Annotated in this window: 16 protein-coding genes and 1 pseudogene; 9 read left to right on the forward strand and 8 right to left on the reverse strand. The window is 69.6% G+C overall.

Annotated features, from left to right (window positions below; genetic code table 11):
• From AC2VOR_RS07880 to AC2VOR_RS07890, 3 genes and pseudogenes are all read left to right on the forward strand, one after another.
• A partial coding sequence (locus AC2VOR_RS07880) for an amidohydrolase family protein (RefSeq protein WP_486963541.1) occupies positions 1-477 on the forward strand: 477 nt, incomplete at its 5' end.
• A 3-nt stretch (positions 478-480) separates the two neighbouring features.
• Positions 481-1,639, forward strand: a pseudogene (locus tag AC2VOR_RS07885) (SRPBCC family protein).
• 50 nt (positions 1,640-1,689) lie between these two features.
• A complete protein-coding gene (locus AC2VOR_RS07890; protein ID WP_369741292.1) occupies positions 1,690-2,070 on the forward strand; it encodes a hypothetical protein in 381 nt (126 codons plus the stop codon).
• Between the two features lie 54 nt (positions 2,071-2,124).
• Here the strand turns inward: AC2VOR_RS07890 and AC2VOR_RS07895 are convergent, their stop codons facing one another.
• From AC2VOR_RS07895 to AC2VOR_RS07905, 3 genes are all read right to left on the reverse strand, one after another.
• The gene (locus AC2VOR_RS07895; RefSeq protein ID WP_369741293.1) at positions 2,125-3,696 is read right to left on the reverse strand and encodes a SulP family inorganic anion transporter; all 1,572 of its coding nucleotides are present in this window, start codon (positions 3,694-3,696) and stop codon (positions 2,125-2,127) included.
• 276 nt (positions 3,697-3,972) lie between these two features.
• Positions 3,973-4,239: a VOC family protein gene (locus AC2VOR_RS07900; RefSeq protein WP_369741294.1), complete on the reverse strand. Its 267-nt coding sequence runs from the start codon at positions 4,237-4,239 to the stop codon at positions 3,973-3,975.
• 33 nt (positions 4,240-4,272) lie between these two features.
• On the reverse strand, positions 4,273-5,601 hold the full coding sequence (locus AC2VOR_RS07905; RefSeq protein ID WP_369741817.1) for a sensor histidine kinase: 1,329 nt from the start codon (positions 5,599-5,601) through the stop codon (positions 4,273-4,275).
• Positions 5,602-5,802: 201 nt separating this feature from the next.
• On the opposite strand from AC2VOR_RS07905, the gene AC2VOR_RS07910 reads away from it, so the two are divergent.
• The 3 genes from AC2VOR_RS07910 to AC2VOR_RS07920 are packed head-to-tail and all read left to right on the forward strand — an operon-like array spanning position 5,803 to position 8,889.
• Positions 5,803-6,417, forward strand: coding sequence for a TetR/AcrR family transcriptional regulator (locus AC2VOR_RS07910; RefSeq protein WP_369741295.1), 615 nt, complete (start codon positions 5,803-5,805; stop codon positions 6,415-6,417).
• A gap of 4 nt (positions 6,418-6,421) precedes the next feature.
• Positions 6,422-7,633 (forward strand): acyl-CoA dehydrogenase family protein, encoded by a 1,212-nt coding sequence (locus AC2VOR_RS07915; RefSeq protein WP_369741296.1) that lies wholly within the window; start codon positions 6,422-6,424, stop codon positions 7,631-7,633.
• 38 nt (positions 7,634-7,671) lie between these two features.
• A complete protein-coding gene (locus AC2VOR_RS07920) occupies positions 7,672-8,889 on the forward strand; it encodes a GNAT family N-acetyltransferase (RefSeq protein ID WP_369741297.1) in 1,218 nt (405 codons plus the stop codon).
• Positions 8,890-9,137: 248 nt separating this feature from the next.
• On the opposite strand, the gene AC2VOR_RS07925 is transcribed toward AC2VOR_RS07920, so the two are convergent.
• The gene (locus tag AC2VOR_RS07925; protein ID WP_369741298.1) at positions 9,138-10,388 is read right to left on the reverse strand and encodes a cytochrome P450; all 1,251 of its coding nucleotides are present in this window, start codon (positions 10,386-10,388) and stop codon (positions 9,138-9,140) included.
• A 95-nt stretch (positions 10,389-10,483) separates the two neighbouring features.
• On the opposite strand from AC2VOR_RS07925, the gene AC2VOR_RS07930 reads away from it, so the two are divergent.
• Positions 10,484-11,092, forward strand: a complete 609-nt coding sequence (locus AC2VOR_RS07930) for a TetR/AcrR family transcriptional regulator (RefSeq protein WP_369741299.1) — start codon at positions 10,484-10,486, stop codon at positions 11,090-11,092.
• A 29-nt stretch (positions 11,093-11,121) separates the two neighbouring features.
• Here the strand turns inward: AC2VOR_RS07930 and AC2VOR_RS07935 are convergent, their stop codons facing one another.
• Complete coding sequence (locus AC2VOR_RS07935) at positions 11,122-12,276, reverse strand: glycoside hydrolase family 183 protein (RefSeq protein WP_486963542.1); 1,155 nt, start codon at positions 12,274-12,276, stop codon at positions 11,122-11,124.
• 194 nt (positions 12,277-12,470) lie between these two features.
• Here AC2VOR_RS07935 and ctaD point away from each other — a divergent pair, with 194 nt between their 5' ends.
• Positions 12,471-14,198 carry an aa3-type cytochrome oxidase subunit I gene (gene ctaD / locus AC2VOR_RS07940; RefSeq protein WP_486963543.1) on the forward strand — a complete coding sequence of 576 codons (1,728 nt, stop codon included), beginning with the start codon at positions 12,471-12,473 and terminating at the stop codon, positions 14,196-14,198.
• Positions 14,199-14,305: 107 nt separating this feature from the next.
• Here the strand turns inward: ctaD and AC2VOR_RS07945 are convergent, their stop codons facing one another.
• The gene (locus AC2VOR_RS07945) at positions 14,306-14,575 is read right to left on the reverse strand and encodes a hypothetical protein (RefSeq protein WP_369741302.1); all 270 of its coding nucleotides are present in this window, start codon (positions 14,573-14,575) and stop codon (positions 14,306-14,308) included.
• 288 nt (positions 14,576-14,863) lie between these two features.
• Here AC2VOR_RS07945 and AC2VOR_RS07950 point away from each other — a divergent pair, with 288 nt between their 5' ends.
• On the forward strand, positions 14,864-15,436 hold the full coding sequence (locus AC2VOR_RS07950; RefSeq protein WP_369741303.1) for a hemerythrin domain-containing protein: 573 nt from the start codon (positions 14,864-14,866) through the stop codon (positions 15,434-15,436).
• A gap of 21 nt (positions 15,437-15,457) precedes the next feature.
• On the opposite strand, the gene AC2VOR_RS07955 is transcribed toward AC2VOR_RS07950, so the two are convergent.
• Positions 15,458-16,234 (reverse strand): PIG-L deacetylase family protein, encoded by a 777-nt coding sequence (locus AC2VOR_RS07955; protein ID WP_369741304.1) that lies wholly within the window; start codon positions 16,232-16,234, stop codon positions 15,458-15,460.
• 36 nt (positions 16,235-16,270) lie between these two features.
• Positions 16,271-17,158, reverse strand: coding sequence for an SAM-dependent methyltransferase (locus AC2VOR_RS07960; protein WP_369741305.1), 888 nt, complete (start codon positions 17,156-17,158; stop codon positions 16,271-16,273).
• Positions 17,159-17,459 lie beyond the last annotated feature (301 nt).

A 17,459-nucleotide genomic window follows, 5' to 3' on the forward strand; every position in this document is an offset into this window, starting at 1 on the left:
ATGCTGATGCTGCCGCTGTTCAACTACGCCGACGGCAACTGCGACGCCATCCGGGAGATGCTGCTGCACCCCGCCGGGGTGCTGGGGCTGTCCGACGGCGGCGCCCACTGCGGGATGATCTGCGACGCCTCCTACCCCACGTTCCTGCTCACGCACTGGGCGCGGGACCGCCGCCGCGGCGAGAAGTTGTCGCTGGAGTACGTGATCCGCAAGCAGTCCCGCGACACGGCGCACCTGTTCGGCCTCACCGACCGCGGCACGATCGAGCCGGGCAAGAAGGCCGACATCAACGTGATCGACATGGCTGCGCTGACCCTGCACCCCGCGGCGATGGCGTTCGACCTGCCCGCCGGCGGGCACCGGATCCTGCAGGGCGCCAGCGGCTACGCCGCGACCATCGTCAGCGGCACGGTGACCCGCCGCAACGACGTCGACACCGGGGCCCGTCCCGGCCGCCTGGTACGCGGGGCGCGCTGAGGGGTGGCGGTGAGCCGCGACGATGATGCGATCGGCACCCCGCCACCGTGCCCGACGCTGGTGCCGGCCTCGCGCTATTACTCACCGCGGTCGTCGCGCTCGTGGTCGAACGCATGTGGCCCAAGGTGTGGCAGCTCGCCTGCACGCTCGACCACCTCGCTGAGCCGGGCGACTACTTCGAGTACCGCTGCGGGCCGTACTCAGTGCTGATCGTCCGCGGGGACCCGGAATCTGGAGGCGGGTTGCGCGCTTTCCAGAACGCCTGCCGCCATCGCGGCAACTCGCTGTGCGTGGGCCGCTGGCCGACTACCTGGAGGCGGTCCCCGACGATATCGCCTGGTGCGGGCTGGGCGACTTCCGCTGCTACGCCACGCTGACCGTCGAGGTGGACGCCAACTGGAAGACCGTCGCCGACGGCTCGAGACCTACCGCATCGCCACGCTGCACCCGGAGTCACTGCGCTGCGTGGACGACAGCCATGCGCCGCAACGCATCTGGGGACACACCGGCACGTCCGACCAGCCCTACGGCGTGCAGAGCCCGTATTTCGACGGCGCCTTGAGCGACGAGGAGGTCTGGGACGCCTACGTCCACACCCAGGGTGCGCTGATGGGCGTGGCCGAGGGCACGCCGTTGCCGGACCGCGAGGCCGGGCAGACGGTGGCGGAGGTGATCGCGGCGCGAACCTGGGCATTCGCCGCCGGGCGCGGGGTGGACCTGGGCTGGGCCGATACCGACCGGATCACCCGGCTGCACCAGTACAACGTGGTCCCGAACACGACGTTGCCGACCGACGCGGACCACTTGACCGTCATGTGCTCGCGGCCGCGCGACGCCGACCCCGCTCCCGCTCCCGCTCCCGACAAGGGCGAGCTGGTGATGTTCCCGATGACGCGGATGGCACCGGGCGCGCCGCGCACCAAACCGGCGGATGTTCGCGTGACGGCTGAGACGGCTGAGCCGGGTGTGGTTCTGACGCAGGACATTCGGGTTCTCCCCGGCGTACAGCGGAGGCATGCATCAGCCGGGCTTGACCCATCTGGTTCTCTCCGGTGAGGAGCGGCGCGCGATCAACATGCACCGCAACCGCGAGCGCTACCTCGACCTGCCCGAGCCCGAACGCATGCGTGGCGACACGGCGGACGAAACTTCATCGACGTAATCGCCGCAGGCACTCGGAAAAGTGGTCTGTGACACATTAGACTTCCGCCTGTGACGACCCCGTCCGACCACTGGGGCGATGAACGCCAGCATCTCTCGCATCAACTGCAGATGCGGTATCAGGCACTGAGCCGGGTCCGGGCGCGGCGGCTGTGTCAGCAATTCGCGAGCGTCGGCGTGCGCACCGCGCCGGGACGTCTTCGGGCGATCGCGGCCGGGTTGCCCGTGGCGGCCGACGAGGTGACGGACGTCCATTTCGCGCTCATCGCGCTGGAGATGAACCGGGCGACGCGCGCCGCCAGGATCAAGCGGCTGAAGCGGCGCGGCTCCCGCTCGTTGCTGCTCGCCGGACTGATTCTCGTGGTCCTACACTTCCTGCTCTGCGTCGCCTACCTGCTGCTGAACCTGGCCCAGCAGGGCGCACCGCTCTAGCTGCACCCCGCGAGCAGACGCAAAAGCTCCCCATTCACCGGCGTGTCGGGGCTTTTACGTCTGCTCGCGGAGTTGGCGGGCGACCAACGTCAGCCGGGCCCTGCGCCGGTTGGCCTCCGACCGCGCGGCCGCCGGCGTGCCCGCCTCGGTGTCGCCATCGATGTGCACCGTTCCGCCGGTGCTGCGATGCTGATGCTGCCAGTCGCTGATCGCCTGCTGCGCAGCATGATCGAGGTAGTCGGTGAGCACGCTTACGGTGACCGTGGTCCGTTGCGGCACGGAGGCGAGCACGCGGGTCAGCCGCGGCAGCGCCAGGAACGTGCACGCGCCCTCGAGGACGATGTGCCATTCGTCGCCCACCGGGACGGCCTCGATCCGGGCCCGAATCACCCGCCATCCGGTCAGGACGATGGCCAGCGCGAGTCCGATCATGACGCCGTGCAGCAGATTGAGGAAGACCACGCCGACGGTGGTCACCATGTACACCGCCAGGTCCCCGTTGCGCAGTGCCGTCTCGATGTGGGCGGGCTTGAGCAACTGGGCGCCGACGACGATGAGCAGCCCGGCCAGCGCGGCCGTGGGAATCTCTTCGACCAGCCCCGCGAACGGAACGGTGAACAGCAGGATCCAGAAACCGTGCATGATCGCCGAGGCGCGGGTCTTCGCGCCGGCGTTGACGTTGGCCGCGCTGCGGACGATGACACCGCTGACCGGCAGCGCGCCGATCGCACCGGCCGCGACGTTGGCCACGCCCAGGCCGATCAGCTCGCGGTCGAAATCGGTGCGGGGCCCGTTGTGCATCCGGTCGATCGACACCGCGGTCAGCAGGCTCTGGACGCTGGTGATGAGCGTGACGGTGAGCACGCCCATCGCGACGGCTCCCCAGTTGCCGTCGGGCAGCTCGGGCAGCCGGATCGCGTCCAGCACCGATCCCTCCAGGCGGATCCGGGGCACCTGGAACGGGAAGACGACCGACAGGACCGTCACCGCGACGATGGCGACCAGCGGGCCCGGGACGCGGCGCAGGCCCGCTGGCATCCAGTGCCAGCCGATCAAGAGGGCAATCACCAGGACCCCGAGGATCACGCCGGGCCGGTGCGCGTCGATTATCTGCCCGGGCAGACCGACGACGTTCTGCCAGGCCGTGCTCTTGGACTTGCCGCCGAGCAGCACATGCATCTGCTGCAGTGCGATGGTGATGCCGATGCCCGCCAGCATGGCGTGGACCACGACGGGCGAGATCGCCAGCGCGGCCCGCGCGACGCGGCTCAGCCCCAGCAGCACCTGCAGAGCGCCGGCGGCCGCGGTGATCAAACAGGTTATCCCCCAGCCGAATTGAGAGACGAGGTCGGCCACGACGACGGTCAGGCCCGCGGCGGGGCCGCTGACCTGTAACGGCGAGCCACCGAGAAATCCTGCCAGGATCCCCCCGACGATCGCGGCGGTCAGGCCGGCGAGCACCGGCGCATCCGAGGCGATCGCGATCCCCAGCGACAATGGCAGCGCCACCAGGAAGACGACCAGCGAGGCCGGAAGGTCGTGGCGCACCACCGCACGTAGCCGTTCGGTACGCGCCGACGGCCCCGGCTCGACGCCCGCGTCGTCGAGCGTTTCGGTGCGCTGCATCGATCCCCCCTCGTGGTGTCCTGGCAAGTGCTGCGGTGCCCGCCGGACGTCGCAGCCGGTCATGTCCGCGTGATCGGTTGAAGCCCAAAGCTATTACACATCAAAGCGCCGCCGCCCAGCCTGGCTTCTAGGCTCGAAGGTAGGTGGGCGGGCGGGCCCGGTCAACCCGGCGAGCCGAGTGCATATCGAATGCAAATCTTCGGCGCGGACGCGCGTCGGGGCTTCTCAGGCTCGGTCGTGGTGGCAGACCGGTTCGAGCTTGAGCCCGAACGGGTCCTACCAGAATATCGCGTAGTAACGCCCGGGTGGTTCGATGCCGGTGCCGCCGTTCGCGATGACATGGTCGTGGACGGCGCGCACCGCTGCTGGCGCCGCACCATAAAGGCCAAATGCTGCAATCCCTTTCGCTGCGACGCGTACTCCCCCGGGCTGGTCGCCGACCGGCCGGTAGACGAATTCGTTGTCAGCGACGAGAAACGGGTCCAACCCGACGAGGGGCAGGAGCGCGTCGTAGTAGCCCCTGGCGGCCGGCAGGTCCGGCACGTTGACGCCCAGGCAATCCGACCGCTACGTGCGTCACGCCGGGCCGCGGCCGTCGCCGGCCAGTTTCAACAGCAGTCGCGTCCCACCCAGCGGGCTGGCGTGCAAGGAGGCCTCCCCGCCGTGCAATTCGGCCTGCTGCGCCACCAGCGCGAGCCCCAGCCCGGAACCCGAACGCGAGGCCGTGGAGCCGCGGGAGAAGCGCTCGAAGACGGTGGCGCGTTCGTGTTCGGGAACCCCGGTGCCGTTGTCGTCGATCGTGATCTGCACGCCCTCAACGGAACTGGTGACGTTGAGCTGGATCTCGGTGGCGCCGCCGTGCTTGACGGCGTTGGCGATGGCGTTGTCGATCACCAGGCGCAGGCCGGTGGGCAGGCCTACCATCAGCACGGTCGGCGAGGGCAACAGCGACACGTCGACATCGGGGTAGACGCGCAGCGCGTCGTGGGCGGCGCGATCCAGCAGTTCGGTGATGTCGAACGGCACGAAATCGTCGGAGGTGGTGAGCTGCCCCTGCGCGAGCCGTTCGAGTGCCGTCAGCGTCGACTCGATGCGGCTCTGGGTGCGGATGACGTCGCTGATCACCTCGTGGCGCTGCTCGGGCGCCAACTCCAGCGTGGACAGCACCTCCAGGTTGGTGCGCATGGCGGTCAACGGGGTCCGCAGCTCGTGCGAAGCGACGGCGGCGAAGTCGCGCGCCGATTCCAGCGCCGCCTTGGTGCGCTGCTGCTCGTTACCGATGCGCGCCAGCATTCCCTCGACGGCCTCGGCGATCTCCACGGCCTCGCGCACGCCGCGGACCTGGACCTCGTCCGGACTGGACTGGGCGTTGATGGCCCGCGCCTGCTGGGCGAGCAACAGGAACGGGTTGACCATGATCAGCGAGATAACCCAGCCGACGAGTACAGTGCCGCCGATCACGCTGGCGCAGATCAGCATCACGCGCAGGTGTAGTTCGTTGATGCGGTGCTGCGCCTCGGCCAGTGGGGCCGCGAGCGCGATCGAGGCCGGGCCCGCGGTGAAGGTGCGGACCCGGTACTGCACGCCGTTGATGGTGGTGTTCGCATAACCGTTGGGCAGCTTGGGCAGCACGATGTCGCTGGGCACCGAGACGGTCACACCGCCGATGCGCGCGGTGCGGACCAGGTTGCCGTCCGGTATCGGCCGGTCCGGGCTGGTGAGCTGGCCGCTGTTGAGCAGCGTGTTGATGTCGCCGAGGCTGCTGACCGAATCCAGCCGCCGGTCGAGCTGGCTGTACTGGTCGTTGGTGACGCCGATCCACACCCATGCGGCCAGGGCGACGGCGAAGCCGATCACCCCGAGCTGGGCGATGATGACGATGGTGCGCAACGACAGCACCCGCATCGGCAGCCGCACCAGCCGGAGCATGCGAGACCCGTGCTCCATCAGACGACAGGCCGGGGGTCGGGCTGCGGCTGGGCGGAAATCATGGGTCGATTATGGTGCACGGCCGCGCCGGCCGGCCCCCGACAAGCGGGCCCCCGGTGACGGGCGTCTCACGGCGCACGTTTGCGGCGCCGCCTGGTGAGTGAGTACTCTCTCACCATGGCCATCTCCGGACGCGACCGACTGCTGGCCGAGGCGCTGAAACTCTTCGCCGCCAAGGGATACGCGGCGACGTCGGTGGCCGACATCCAGCGGGCATCCGGCCTGGCGCCGGGGTCGGGGGCCCTCTACAAGCACTTCGGCTCCAAGCGCGAGCTGCTCGAGGCCGCGGTCGCGCACCGCATCGAGCGGATCGTCGCCGCGCGCGAGCAGTACGACGCCGGGGAGCCGGGCAGCGTGGAGGCCGCGGTGCGCACCGCCGGCCAGCTGATCTGGGACAACCTGCGCCAGAGCGAGGACCTGCTCAAGGTCATGCTGCGCGAACCGGACGAACTCGGCGACCTCGACGAGAAGACCTGGCAGGTCATCACCGACAACGCCTATCAGCGGTTCGCCGACGAACTGGCCGCCTCCAACCGGTCCGGCCGCACCCGCATCCCCGATCCCGAGGCGGCCGCGGCCGTGGCGATCGGGTCGTTGTCCTACGCCGCGACGCTGCAAGCGCTGACCGGTCGCCTGCCCGGCAACGTCGGCGAACAGCGTTACTTCGAGGCGTGGGTCGGCCAGACGGTCAGCGTCCTCACCCAATACCGAAACCGTGAGATTCAGGAGTAGAACCGTGACGTTTTCACTGCAACTGAGCGACGACGTGATCATGGTGCGCGACTGGGTGCACCAGTTCGCGGCCGACGTGATCCGCCCCGCCGCGGCCGAATGGGACGAACGCGAGGAGACGCCGTGGCCGGTGATCCAGGAGGCCGCCAAGGTCGGTCTCTACTCCTCGGACCTGTTCGCCCAGCAGGCCGCCGAGCCCAGCGGGCTGGGCATGCTGACCGTGTTCGAGGAGATGTTCTGGGGCGACGCCGGCATCGCGCTGTCCATTCTGGGCACCGGGCTGGCCGCGGCGGCGCTGGCGGGCAACGGCACCCCCGAACAGCTCGGCCGCTGGCTGCCCGAGATGTTCGGCACGCCCGACGAGCCCAAGCTCGGCGCGTTCTGCTCCTCGGAGCCCGACGCGGGTTCCGACGTCGGCGGCATCCGCACCCGCGCCCGCTACGACGAGGCCTCGCGCGAGTGGATCCTCAACGGCACCAAGACCTGGGCGACCAACGGCGGCATCGCCAACGTCCACATCGTCGTGGCGTCGGTCTACCCCGAACTCGGCACCCGCGGCCAGGCGACCTTCGTCATCGGGCCGGACACCAAAGGCCTTGCGCAGGGCCAGAAATTCAAGAAGCACGGGATCCGCGCCTCGCACACCGCCGAGGTGGTGCTCGATGACGTCCGCCTGCCCGAGGACGCGATCCTGGGCGGCCGGGAGAAATTCGAGGCTCGGATCGCGCGGGTCAAATCCGGCTCCTCCGCGCGCGGGCAGGCGGCGATGAAGACATTCGAGCGCACCCGTCCCACCGTCGGCGCGATGGCCGTCGGCGTGGCCCGGGCCGCCTACGAATACGCCCTCGACTATGCCTGCCAGCGCGAGCAATTCGGCCGCAAGATCGGTGAGTTCCAAGCGGTGGCGTTCAAGCTGGCCGACATGAAGAGCCGGATCGACGCGGCCCGGCTGCTGGTGTGGCGGGCCGGCTGGATGGCCCGCAACAACCTGGACTTCGACGCCGCGGAGGGCTCGATGGCCAAGCTGGTGGCCAGCGAGACGGCGGTCTACGTGACCGACGAGGCGATCCAGATCCTGGGCGGCAACGGCTACACCCGCGACTACCCCGTGGAGCGGATGCATCGCGACGCGAAGATCTTCACCATCTTCGAGGGCACCAGCGAGATCCAGCGCCTGGTCATCTCGCGGGCGCTGACGGGGCTGTCCATCCGCTAGCCATGGTGGCGGCGCCGGGCACCAGACATGATGGCCGGGTGACCACCGACATCCGTGTACTCGACGACGAAGCCGACCTGATCGCCGCGGCCAACGTGTTCCGGGCCTCGATGGTGGGCCTGCCGCCGCTGCCCGACCTGCCGCCCGGCCGGATCACCGAACTGCTGGAGCCCGGCCGCACCATCGGGGCGTTCGTCAACGGGGAACTGGTCGGCACCGCCGACGCCGCGACGAGCCGCCTGACGCTGCCCGGCGGTGCGGTCGTGGGCCATGCCGCCGTGACGCACATCGGGGTGCTGCCGTCGTTCACCCGCAAGGGCATCGCCACCGACCTGGTCGGTCATCAGCTGCGCGACGTCGCCGCACGGGGCGAGGTCGTGGCCACGTTGCGCGCGTCCGAGGCCACGATCTACGAACGGTTTGGCTACGGCGTGGCGAGCTCGTCGCAGAGCGTGGAGGTGGCGACCGCGCGGGCCGCGTTGCGCCCCGACGTCGGGCGCGGCGGTCCGGTGCGGCTGCTCGACGGCGCCGGGGCCTGGGACGCCCTGCCGCGGATCTGCGCCGCGAACCGGCCGTCCCGCCCCGGGACCGTCGACCGCCCGGCCGTGTGGTGGCGAAGCGTGCGGTTGCGCACCGAATCCTCCTCGGCCCCTTGGTATGTGGCGGTCCACGGCGAGCCGGGGCAGGAAATGGGGTTCGTCCGCTACCGCCCCGTCGACACCGAACGGTGGTTCGTCAGCGACCAGCGCACGATCGTGGTCGAGGACTTCTTCGCCCCCACCGAGGACGCCTACCTGGGACTGTTGCGCTTCCTGCTGGGACTCGACCTGATCGACCGCGTGGTGTTCTGGTCGCTGCCGATCGACGATCCGCTGCCGTGGTTGCTTGTTGACCGGCGCGCGATGCGGGTAACCGCGGTGCATGACGAAACGTGGTTGCGCGTGGTCGACTCCGGCAAGGCGCTCTCGGCGCGCCGATACTCCTGCGACGGTGAGATCACCGTCGCCGTCAACGACCTTTTCCTACCGCACAATTCGGCCCACTTCGCTGTCAGCGCCGCGGGCGCCGAGCGCACTGACCGGCGGGCCCGGTTGCACGTGGGGATCGAGGGGTTGGCCGCCGTCCTGCTCGGCGGTGCGACGTGGCGCAGCCTGGCCGTGGCGGGGCTGGCCCGCGCTGACGACCCCGAGGCGGTCGCCGCGGCCGACCGGCTGTTCGAGGTGCCCGACGCCCCCTACGCCGGGTTCTTCTTCTAGCTGGACCGGCGTGAGATCACGGCTCGCATCCCGTTCCTCCGGACCCCTTGGGAGACATGCCTGTTCGACCCGATCGGCGGATGCCTGCGCAGCCACGGCGCGCTGTCGGCCCTGGCGGAGCGAGTCACCATCGTCCGCAACGAGGTGCGGTCGGTCGACGACGACGGCGCGACGACGCTTGCCGACGGCGCCGCCTGCCTGTCGGCGCCCGAGGGCTGCGGCGCTGGGCGACGGGCCGCCGGGCGAGCTCACCTCAGTGAGTAGCGGATCGGCAGGCGCTTGACACCGCCGACGAAGGTCGCGGCGACGAGCTCGGGCGCGCCGGCCAGCTCGATGCTCTTGAGCCGCGGAAGCAGTTCGGAGAAGAAGCTGTTCATCTCCATACGGGCCAGCGCCGCCCCCAGGCAGAAGTGCACGCCGTAGCCGAACGACAGGTGCTTGTTGGGATCCCGGCCGACGTCGAACCGGAACGGGTCGGCAAACACGTCCTCGTCGCGGTTGGCCGAAACATAGGACAGCAGCACGGATTCGCCCTTGGCGATCGGTATGCCGCGCACCTCGGCGTCGGCCTGGGCGGTGCGCATGAACTCCTTGACCGGCACTACCCAGCGGATCATCTCCTCGACCGCGGTGCCCATCAGGCTCATGTCGTTCTGCACCCGCGCCAGCTCTCCGGGATGCTCCAGCAGAGCCAGCAGTCCGCCGGCGATGCCGGCGCTGGTGGTGTCGTGACCGGCGCTGGCCACGATCACGTAGTACGACGCGGTGTCCATGTCGGACAACGGTTCCCCGTGGATCTTGGCGTTGGCGATCGCCGAGGCCAGATCCTCGGTAGGCTGCTCGCGACGCGACGCGGTCAGCGCCGCGAAGTAGTTGAAGAAGTCGAGCAGCACCGCCAGCATGTCCTCGGGATTGGCACCGCGCTGGAACTCGGTATCCTCGCCACCGAACATCTCCTGGGTGAGTTTGAGCATGCGGGGGAAGTCCGATTCCGGCAGGCCCAGCAGCGACAGGATCACGTACAGCGGGTAGTTGACCGCGATCTCCTGCGCGAACTCGAGCTCCGGACCCTTCTCCAGCATCCGGTCGACATAGATCTTGGCCAGCTCGTCGCAGCGGGCCTTCAATGCCCGCATGGCCTTCGGGCGGAACCAGTCCGCCCCGACCTTGCGGATGTCCCGGTGATGCGGGTCGTCCATGTGGATCAGCGTGCGCAGGCCGATGCCGGCCTCCCGGTCCGCGCGCAGCTTCTCGTCGAGTTCGGTGTTCATCAGCAGCGGGCGCGGGTCGTTGGTGAACAGGTCGTTCTGCCGCTCGATGTCCATGATGTCGGCGTGCTTGGTGACCGCCCAGAACGGTTTGTAACCCTCGACGTCGACCCAGGACACCGGGGCGTGGGCGCGCAGGTGGGCCAGCGCCTCGTGCAGCCGCTTCTCGTCGGTGTAGGCCTCGGGGTCGGTCAGCAGCCGCGCCGCGTCGTCCATGATGCGGGTGCTCATAGGTGCTCCTCGGGTAGGGTCCGCCGTCTGACGGGATCTAGAACGGATTCGTTCCTGAATTATGGCCTCTCGCGCGCGTGCGTCAAGATGTCATCATGACTGGCGCGGGCCGTAACTACGGCGGACTCACCCCCGAACAGCGGGCGCAGGAACGCCGCGAACGCCTGGTCGAGGCCGCCCGGATGCTCGTCGCCGAGTGCGGCGTGGCCCCCCTGACCGTCGATCTGGTCTGCCAGCACGCGAATTTGAGCAAGCGGTACTTCTATACCGAATTCGCCTCCAAGGACGACCTGCTCGACGCCTGCGCCGAGGATCTGTTCCGCCGGTTGGTGGCCCGGATGGACGAGGTCCTGACCACCGCCCCGCTCGCGGATCGCGTCGAGGGCACACTGCGCGCCGTGGTGCGCGCGCTGGCGTCCGACCGCGCCGACGCGCGGCTGTACATGGAGTGCCCGGGCTTTCCGCGGCTGCGGGAACATCAACGGCGTGCGGTGCGTGACTTCACCGACCGCATGGTAGCCGACGCCATCGCGTTCACCGGACGCCCGAAGCCGTCCGTCGACCGGAGGTTGGCGACGCGCGCGCTGGTCGCCGGCACCACCGACCTCATCGTCGCCTGGCTGCACGGCGACATCGACACCGACGAAGACACCCTGGTCGCCACCCTCACCGCCGCGGCCGGCGGGGCGGCAACCGCGCTCTAGCGGATTACCTTGTCGCGCGGCGGTTCTCGCTAGGGGCACGGACGGCGCGCCGCGCCCGCAGACGTGTGCCCGGCTCCGTCCCGGCCCAACGAAACCACGACGAACCGCGGGCGGTAGATGCCCACCCGGCGGTACAGGTCGCCCCCGGGCGAGGTGTCGACACTGTTGACGTTGTAGGACACCACGACAGCGGTGGGCGTCGAGTACTCGGGGTGAGCGTGGGCGTTGTAGGTGTAGACGTCGGCGTCGTGGTAGGTACCCGAGCGGCCGCTCTCGGGTGTCACATACAGCGTGGTCGAGGGCCCGAACGGCCCCGTCGGGGCGGGGCCGAACCGGCCGACGATCCGGTCGCTGAATCCCTTGCCGCCCTGCATCGTGGTGAGCAGGTACGCGCCGGGGCGCAGCCTGTGCACCGAGAACTCACCGCCGACGCCGTCGGTGACCCGCGAGGAATCCGACTCCGCCGTCGACCAGCCCCGGCCGGTCCAATAGGAGAAAGGCCGGCGCAGATCGCCTCCCGCGACGCGGGCCACGTGCAGATACCTGTGCTCGCCGTCGGTCTCGGCACCGTACACGTAGGTCCAGGCGCCGGCCGGCTGCACCCACTGACCCCACTGGATTCCCCGCGATCGCGGCAACGGCGTCACCACCGGAACCCGCAGATCGCGAATGCCGAACCGGGCCAACGCCGATCCCACGAAGGCGAAGCCGAACGGACCGGGCCCGCTCGGCCGCCACTCGGTGACCGGAACCTGCAGCGCCCCATCGAGATACGTCGCGGCTCCCAGCCAGAACCAGTGGGTGGGATCGGTCGGCGCGATCAGCGCCGCGGGTCGGGCGGCGGTCCCGCCGACGATGGTGGAGAAGCGTCCCGCGGCGTCACGCACGACGAACGAGTTGTGCACGAAGGCCGCGTCGGGCGGGCGGCCCCGCGCGGTGACGGGGCCGAGGAACGTGTCCGAGAAAGCGAACAGCTCCCGCCCGTCGGGAAGCGGCGCCGACCATGTTGAATCCCCGCCCGTCCACCCGGCACCGGAGTTAGCGTAGCCCGCCAGCGCGGTGTCCAGGCAGGTCAGCGGCACCGCGCGCGGCGCCGGCGATGAAGTGGCCGGACCCGAGGCGAGCGCGGTGATTAGCAGCACGACGAGCAACCCGCCGGCCCGTCGCCCCGGTCCACGCCGCACCGTCACACGATAGCCCTACCCGGCGCGCAGCCCGGCTTGCGAGCATGGTGAGCCTTTCCTTCCCGCGCGCGCGGAGCACCCAAAACGGGCTGACTTAGGGACGTTTGGCCCTAGGGACGAGCGTTCACGGCTCGGAATACTTAGGCGCCTTATCGAATGCTGCGACCGTTGCTGAATCCTGTGGAGGTAACTCGATGACCGCGGAAGCACCGCCCGTCGCCGGACTCGAAGCCCGTCGGCCCTTCCCACCTCGGCTCGGCCCCAAGGGCAGCCTCATCTACAAGATCATCAGCACCACCGACCACAAGATGATCGGCATCATGTACATGGTCGCCTGCTTCGTGTTCTTCTTCATCGGCGGCCTGATGGCGTTGCTGATGCGCCTCGAGCTGGCGGCGCCCGGGCTGCAGTTCCTGTCCAACGAGCAGTACAACCAGCTGTTCACCATGCACGGCACCGCGATGCTGCTGTTCTATGCGACCCCGATCGTGTTCGGGTTCGCCAACCTGGTGTTGCCCCTGCAGATCGGTGCGCCCGACGTCGCGTTCCCGCGGCTGAACGCATTGTCGTTCTGGCTGTTCTTGTTCGGCGCGCTGATCGCGCTGGGCGGGTTCATCGTTCCCGGCGGTGCGGCCGATTTCGGCTGGACGGCCTACACCCCGCTGTCCCAGGCGGCGCACAGTGCCGGCGCGGGAGCGGACCTGTGGATCCTGGGCATCGGCGTCGGCGGCCTGGGCACCATCCTGGGCGCGGTCAACATGATCACCACCGTGGTGTGCATGCGCGCGCCGGGGATGACCATGTTCCGGTTGCCGATCTTCACCTGGAACATCCTGATCACCAGCATCCTTGTGCTGGTGGTCTTTCCGCTGCTGACGGCCGCGCTGTTCGGGCTGGCCGCCGACCGCCACCTCGGCGCGCACGTCTACGACCCCGCCAACGGCGGGGTGATCCTCTACCAGCATCTGTTCTGGTTCTTCGGGCATCCGGAGGTGTACGTCATCGCGCTGCCGTTCTTCGGCATCGCGTCCGAGATCATCCCGGTGTTCTCCCGGAAGCCGATATTCGGCTACACGACACTGGTTTACGCGACGCTGTCGATCGCCGCGCTGTCGGTGGCGGTGTGGGCCCACCACATGTTCGCCACCGGGGCGGTGCTGCTGCCGTTCTTCTCGTTCATGACCTTCCTGATCGCGGTGCCGACCGGGATCAAGTTCTTCAACTGGATCGGTACGATGTGGCGGGGGCAGTTGACGTTCGAGACGCCGATGCTGTTCTCGGTCGGCTTCCTGGCCACGTTCCTGCTCGGCGGCCTGACCGGCGTGATGCTGGCCAGCCCGCCGCTGGACTTCCATGTCAGTGACACCTATTTCGTGGTCGCGCACTTCCACTACACGCTGTTCGGCACCATCGTGTTCGCCACCTACGCCGGCATCTATTTCTGGTTCCCCAAGATGACGGGGCGACTGCTCGACGAACGGCTGGGCAAGCTGCACTTCTGGCTGACCCTGATCGGCTTCCACACCACCTTCCTTGTGCAGCACTGGCTCGGCAATTCGGGGATGCCCCGCCGCTACGCCGACTACCTGCCCACCGACGGCTGGCAGACGCTCAACTTCGTGTCGACGACCGGAGCCTTCATACTGGGGGTGTCGATGCTGCCGTTCGTGTGGAACGTGTTCAGGAGCTGGCGCTACGGCGAACCGGTGACGGTCGACGACCCGTGGGGCTACGGCAACTCGCTGGAGTGGGCCACGAGTTGCCCGCCGCCGCGGCACAACTTCACCGAGCTGCCCCGGATCCGTTCCGAGCGGCCCGCGTTCGAACTGCATCATCCGCACATGGTGCAGCGGATGCGCGCCGAGTCCTACGTCGGCCGCGGCAAGGCCCACGCCAAAACCCCGGAGCCGGCGCAGGTGTGAGCTCGAGGCCCGGTCACACTCAGCCGGCGCACGCCACGGGCGGCTGGCTCATGCCGCGGTCACCTTTCCCGGGACGACGGCCGGCGCCGGCCCGCTGTCGACGACGTTCAACCCGGCCAGCCGGCGCGCAGTGCATTGCCGGCGACGGCGTCCAGGGTGTCCGTGTCCTCGGTGTCGACGAGCGACGTCGACTGGTAAGCGGCCCGGACGGCGTACCTTTCGGCGCTTGCCGACATCGGCGCACTCACGTCGCGGGCCGCGCGGGAGGCTGCATCCCAGGCCGCGATCGGCGACGTCTCGCCGGGGACCGGGCGGCGATGCAGTTCGGCGATGTCGGTGATGCCTTGTGCCGCAGCACCGTTGGCGTACCGGATCACCAGCCCGGGGCGGGCTGGTCAGCAGTTTGATCGCCCACGTGCGAATGACGTGGTCGGCGACGTCGGCGGTGCCCACCGTCAGCCAGCCCAGGTCGAGGACGAGGACCGCGTCCGCCGGGGACAGATAGCCGTCCGGTCCGGCCAGTCGTCTTTCGCTTCGCGTGCCGCATTGCGCCTGCGGGACCGGGAGGCGATTGGTTCGCGCCGGTACCGGCCGGGTTGACGGCCCGCGCCGGCATGGGACACGATGGCGGAAAGCCTGAGTGAACCGCAATACCGGGGGTGGGAATGGCCGACATCACCATGTTGATCCTCGCCGACCATCAACGGTTTCGCGAGCAGTTCGCCGAGCTGGACCTGCTGCAGGCGCAGCCGGAGGTCGACGGTGCCGCGCTCGAGCGGGTCTGGCGGCCGCTCGCCGACCAACTCGACGTGCACGCCTACATCGAGGAGAAGATCTTCTACCCGCAGCTCCTGCGGCGCGGCGCCGACGACCCCGAGGGCGAGACGCTCGACGCCATCGGCGATCACAACGACATCCGCGACGCGGTGCGCGCCGCCGACTCGGCGGAGGCCGGCTCCGCGGAGTGGTGGGACGCGGTCGGCCGCGCGCGCCAGGCCAACGACGAGCACATGGGCGAAGAGGAGCGAGAAGGGCTCTCCGATTTCCGGCGCCATGCCCCGATCGGCCTTCGCGAGGCACTCGGCCGGCAGTACAGCGAGTTCGTGGCCGAGCATCCCACCACCGAGGGGGTGCCGGTCGTCGACCGCGACCCCGAAGGCTACGTCGAAGACGTCGCGAACGCGCGGCCACGGCGCAGTGACTATTCGCTCGGCATCGGCAGCCTGAAGGGCGAGTGAGCGCCGGGCGGGGACGGGCCCTCAGGTGGCGAAGATGTCGTCGCGCACCGCGGTCGTGTCCCGCACCGCGGGATCGACGAACCATTCGCGCCCCGCGACCAACCCGTACGCCGCCGACGGCAGCAGCGCCAACAGCGGTCGCGCCGGCCCGGGCAGCTGGGACCGGTGCTGCGCGATCGCCCGCTTCTTCTGCGCCACGAACGGTCGCACGTCGATCCGGTGGGTGATCGAGGACCGCGGGCTGTACGCGGAGGGAACGATTGCTGCGTCGTAGAAGTAGGGCAGGCGCAGGCGCTGGGCGATCCGGAGCCCGCGCATGAGCAGTTCACGCGGCATCGTCGCGTACACGATCCGCGGCGTGGCCGCCAACCGGGCGGCACGCTCACCGACCTCGTGCACCTTGACGTGGTCGCGGTGGCCGTACCCGCCGTTGGCCTCGTAGCTGATGAGCAGGTCCGCGTGCTCTTCCCGCAGGACGTCGGCCAGCCGCCGCGCGGCCTCGTCGGCGTCGGCCCGCGCGAACCGGATGCGGCCGGGCGGATCGGGGAACAGGACCGGCCCGTAACCGCTGTCGGCATAGCCGAGGTGCGCCACCCGATGCACACCGAGCACCCCCGCGCTCGCACGCAACTCCACCATGCGATCCACGGCCGGCCGGTCGCCGGGCCCGCCCACGGATCCGTCCGTGGCGACGACGACGACAACCCGGTGGCCCTCGGCCGCCGCGCGGGCGAGCGTTCCGCCGGTCAGCAGCACCTCATCGTCGGGATGCGCGTGGAACGCGACGACGGTGGCCATAGCGCACCCTATCGAGCGAACGCGGCCGGTGGTTGCTCAACGGATGCGGGTGGCGGTGAAGAACTTGCTGCCGAGGAGGCGCTCGAAGACCGGTGGCAGACCCTGGAACGGCCGTCCGTACTCGTTGGCGGCCTTGTCCACCAGGTCGACGCCGGTGACCTCCCAATCCCGTTCGGCGAGCCAGCTTTTGGTGTCCCGGCGCGGATCGTCGTACCAGAGGTCGGCGACCGGCGGCTGGGTGCCGTCGTCGCTGGGCGGCATGCTCGCGGCGAACTCGGCCAGCTCCCCGGGCCGTGGGCCCAGTTCGGCCGCGACGTGACTGCCCGCGGCCGACAGTTCGTGCAACTTTTCGAACAGCGCGTCCTGGGCGGGCCCGGGCAGGTAGGGCAGCAGGCCCTCCAACGCCCACGCCGTCGGTTGGCCGGGGTCGAAGCCGGCCGCGGTGAGCGCACCCGCCCAGTCCTCCCGCAGGTCGACGGCGACGGGGACGCGCGGTGCCGCCGGGACGGCGCCGCGCCCGTCCAGCACCTGCTGCTTGAACTCGAGCACCCGGGGCTGGTCGACCTCGAAGACCGTGCACCCCGCCGGCCACGACAACCGGTAGGCGCGACTGTCCAGACCCGCCGCCAGGATCACCGCCTGGCGCGTTCCGCCCCGCCCGGCGCCGGCGAAGAAGTCGTCGAAGAATCGGGTGCGCACACCCACCCACTGGGCGTTGACTCCCGCCGTGCTCGACAGGTCCGTGTCGGCCACTGCCGCAGCGAGATTGGGCTCGCCGGCGGCGGCGACGAAGCCGGCCGCGAAGGCGTCGTCCGCCAGCGGCGGGTCCAGCGCGGCATCGAGCGCCCGCGCCGCACACACGGCCAGCGCCGTGAAGCCGACGCTCGTGACGATGTCCCAGGTGTCACCGGCAGTGCGGGCCACCACGACCTCCCCTCTTCGCCGGTACCGCGCGGGTCTGCGCGCGCAGCACCACACACGGCAACCGGCATTTCGTTTGTTTAGCTAACGACAGCGTACGCCCGATTCCGTCGCGGTCGCCGCCGGGCGTGCCGGTGTGCGACGACGGTCACGAGCCGCGCATGATCTCGCAGGTTTGGCATCCGCGGGTGGGGGGGATTATCCCGTCATGATCGCACGCCACATCGCTCGTTTTCTCGGTCCGGCCGTCGTCGCCGCCTCCGGACTCAGCGCCTCCGCCCTCACCTCTGCCGCCGTCCCGTTC

This window comes from Mycobacterium sp. TH-M103, from assembly GCF_057473785.1.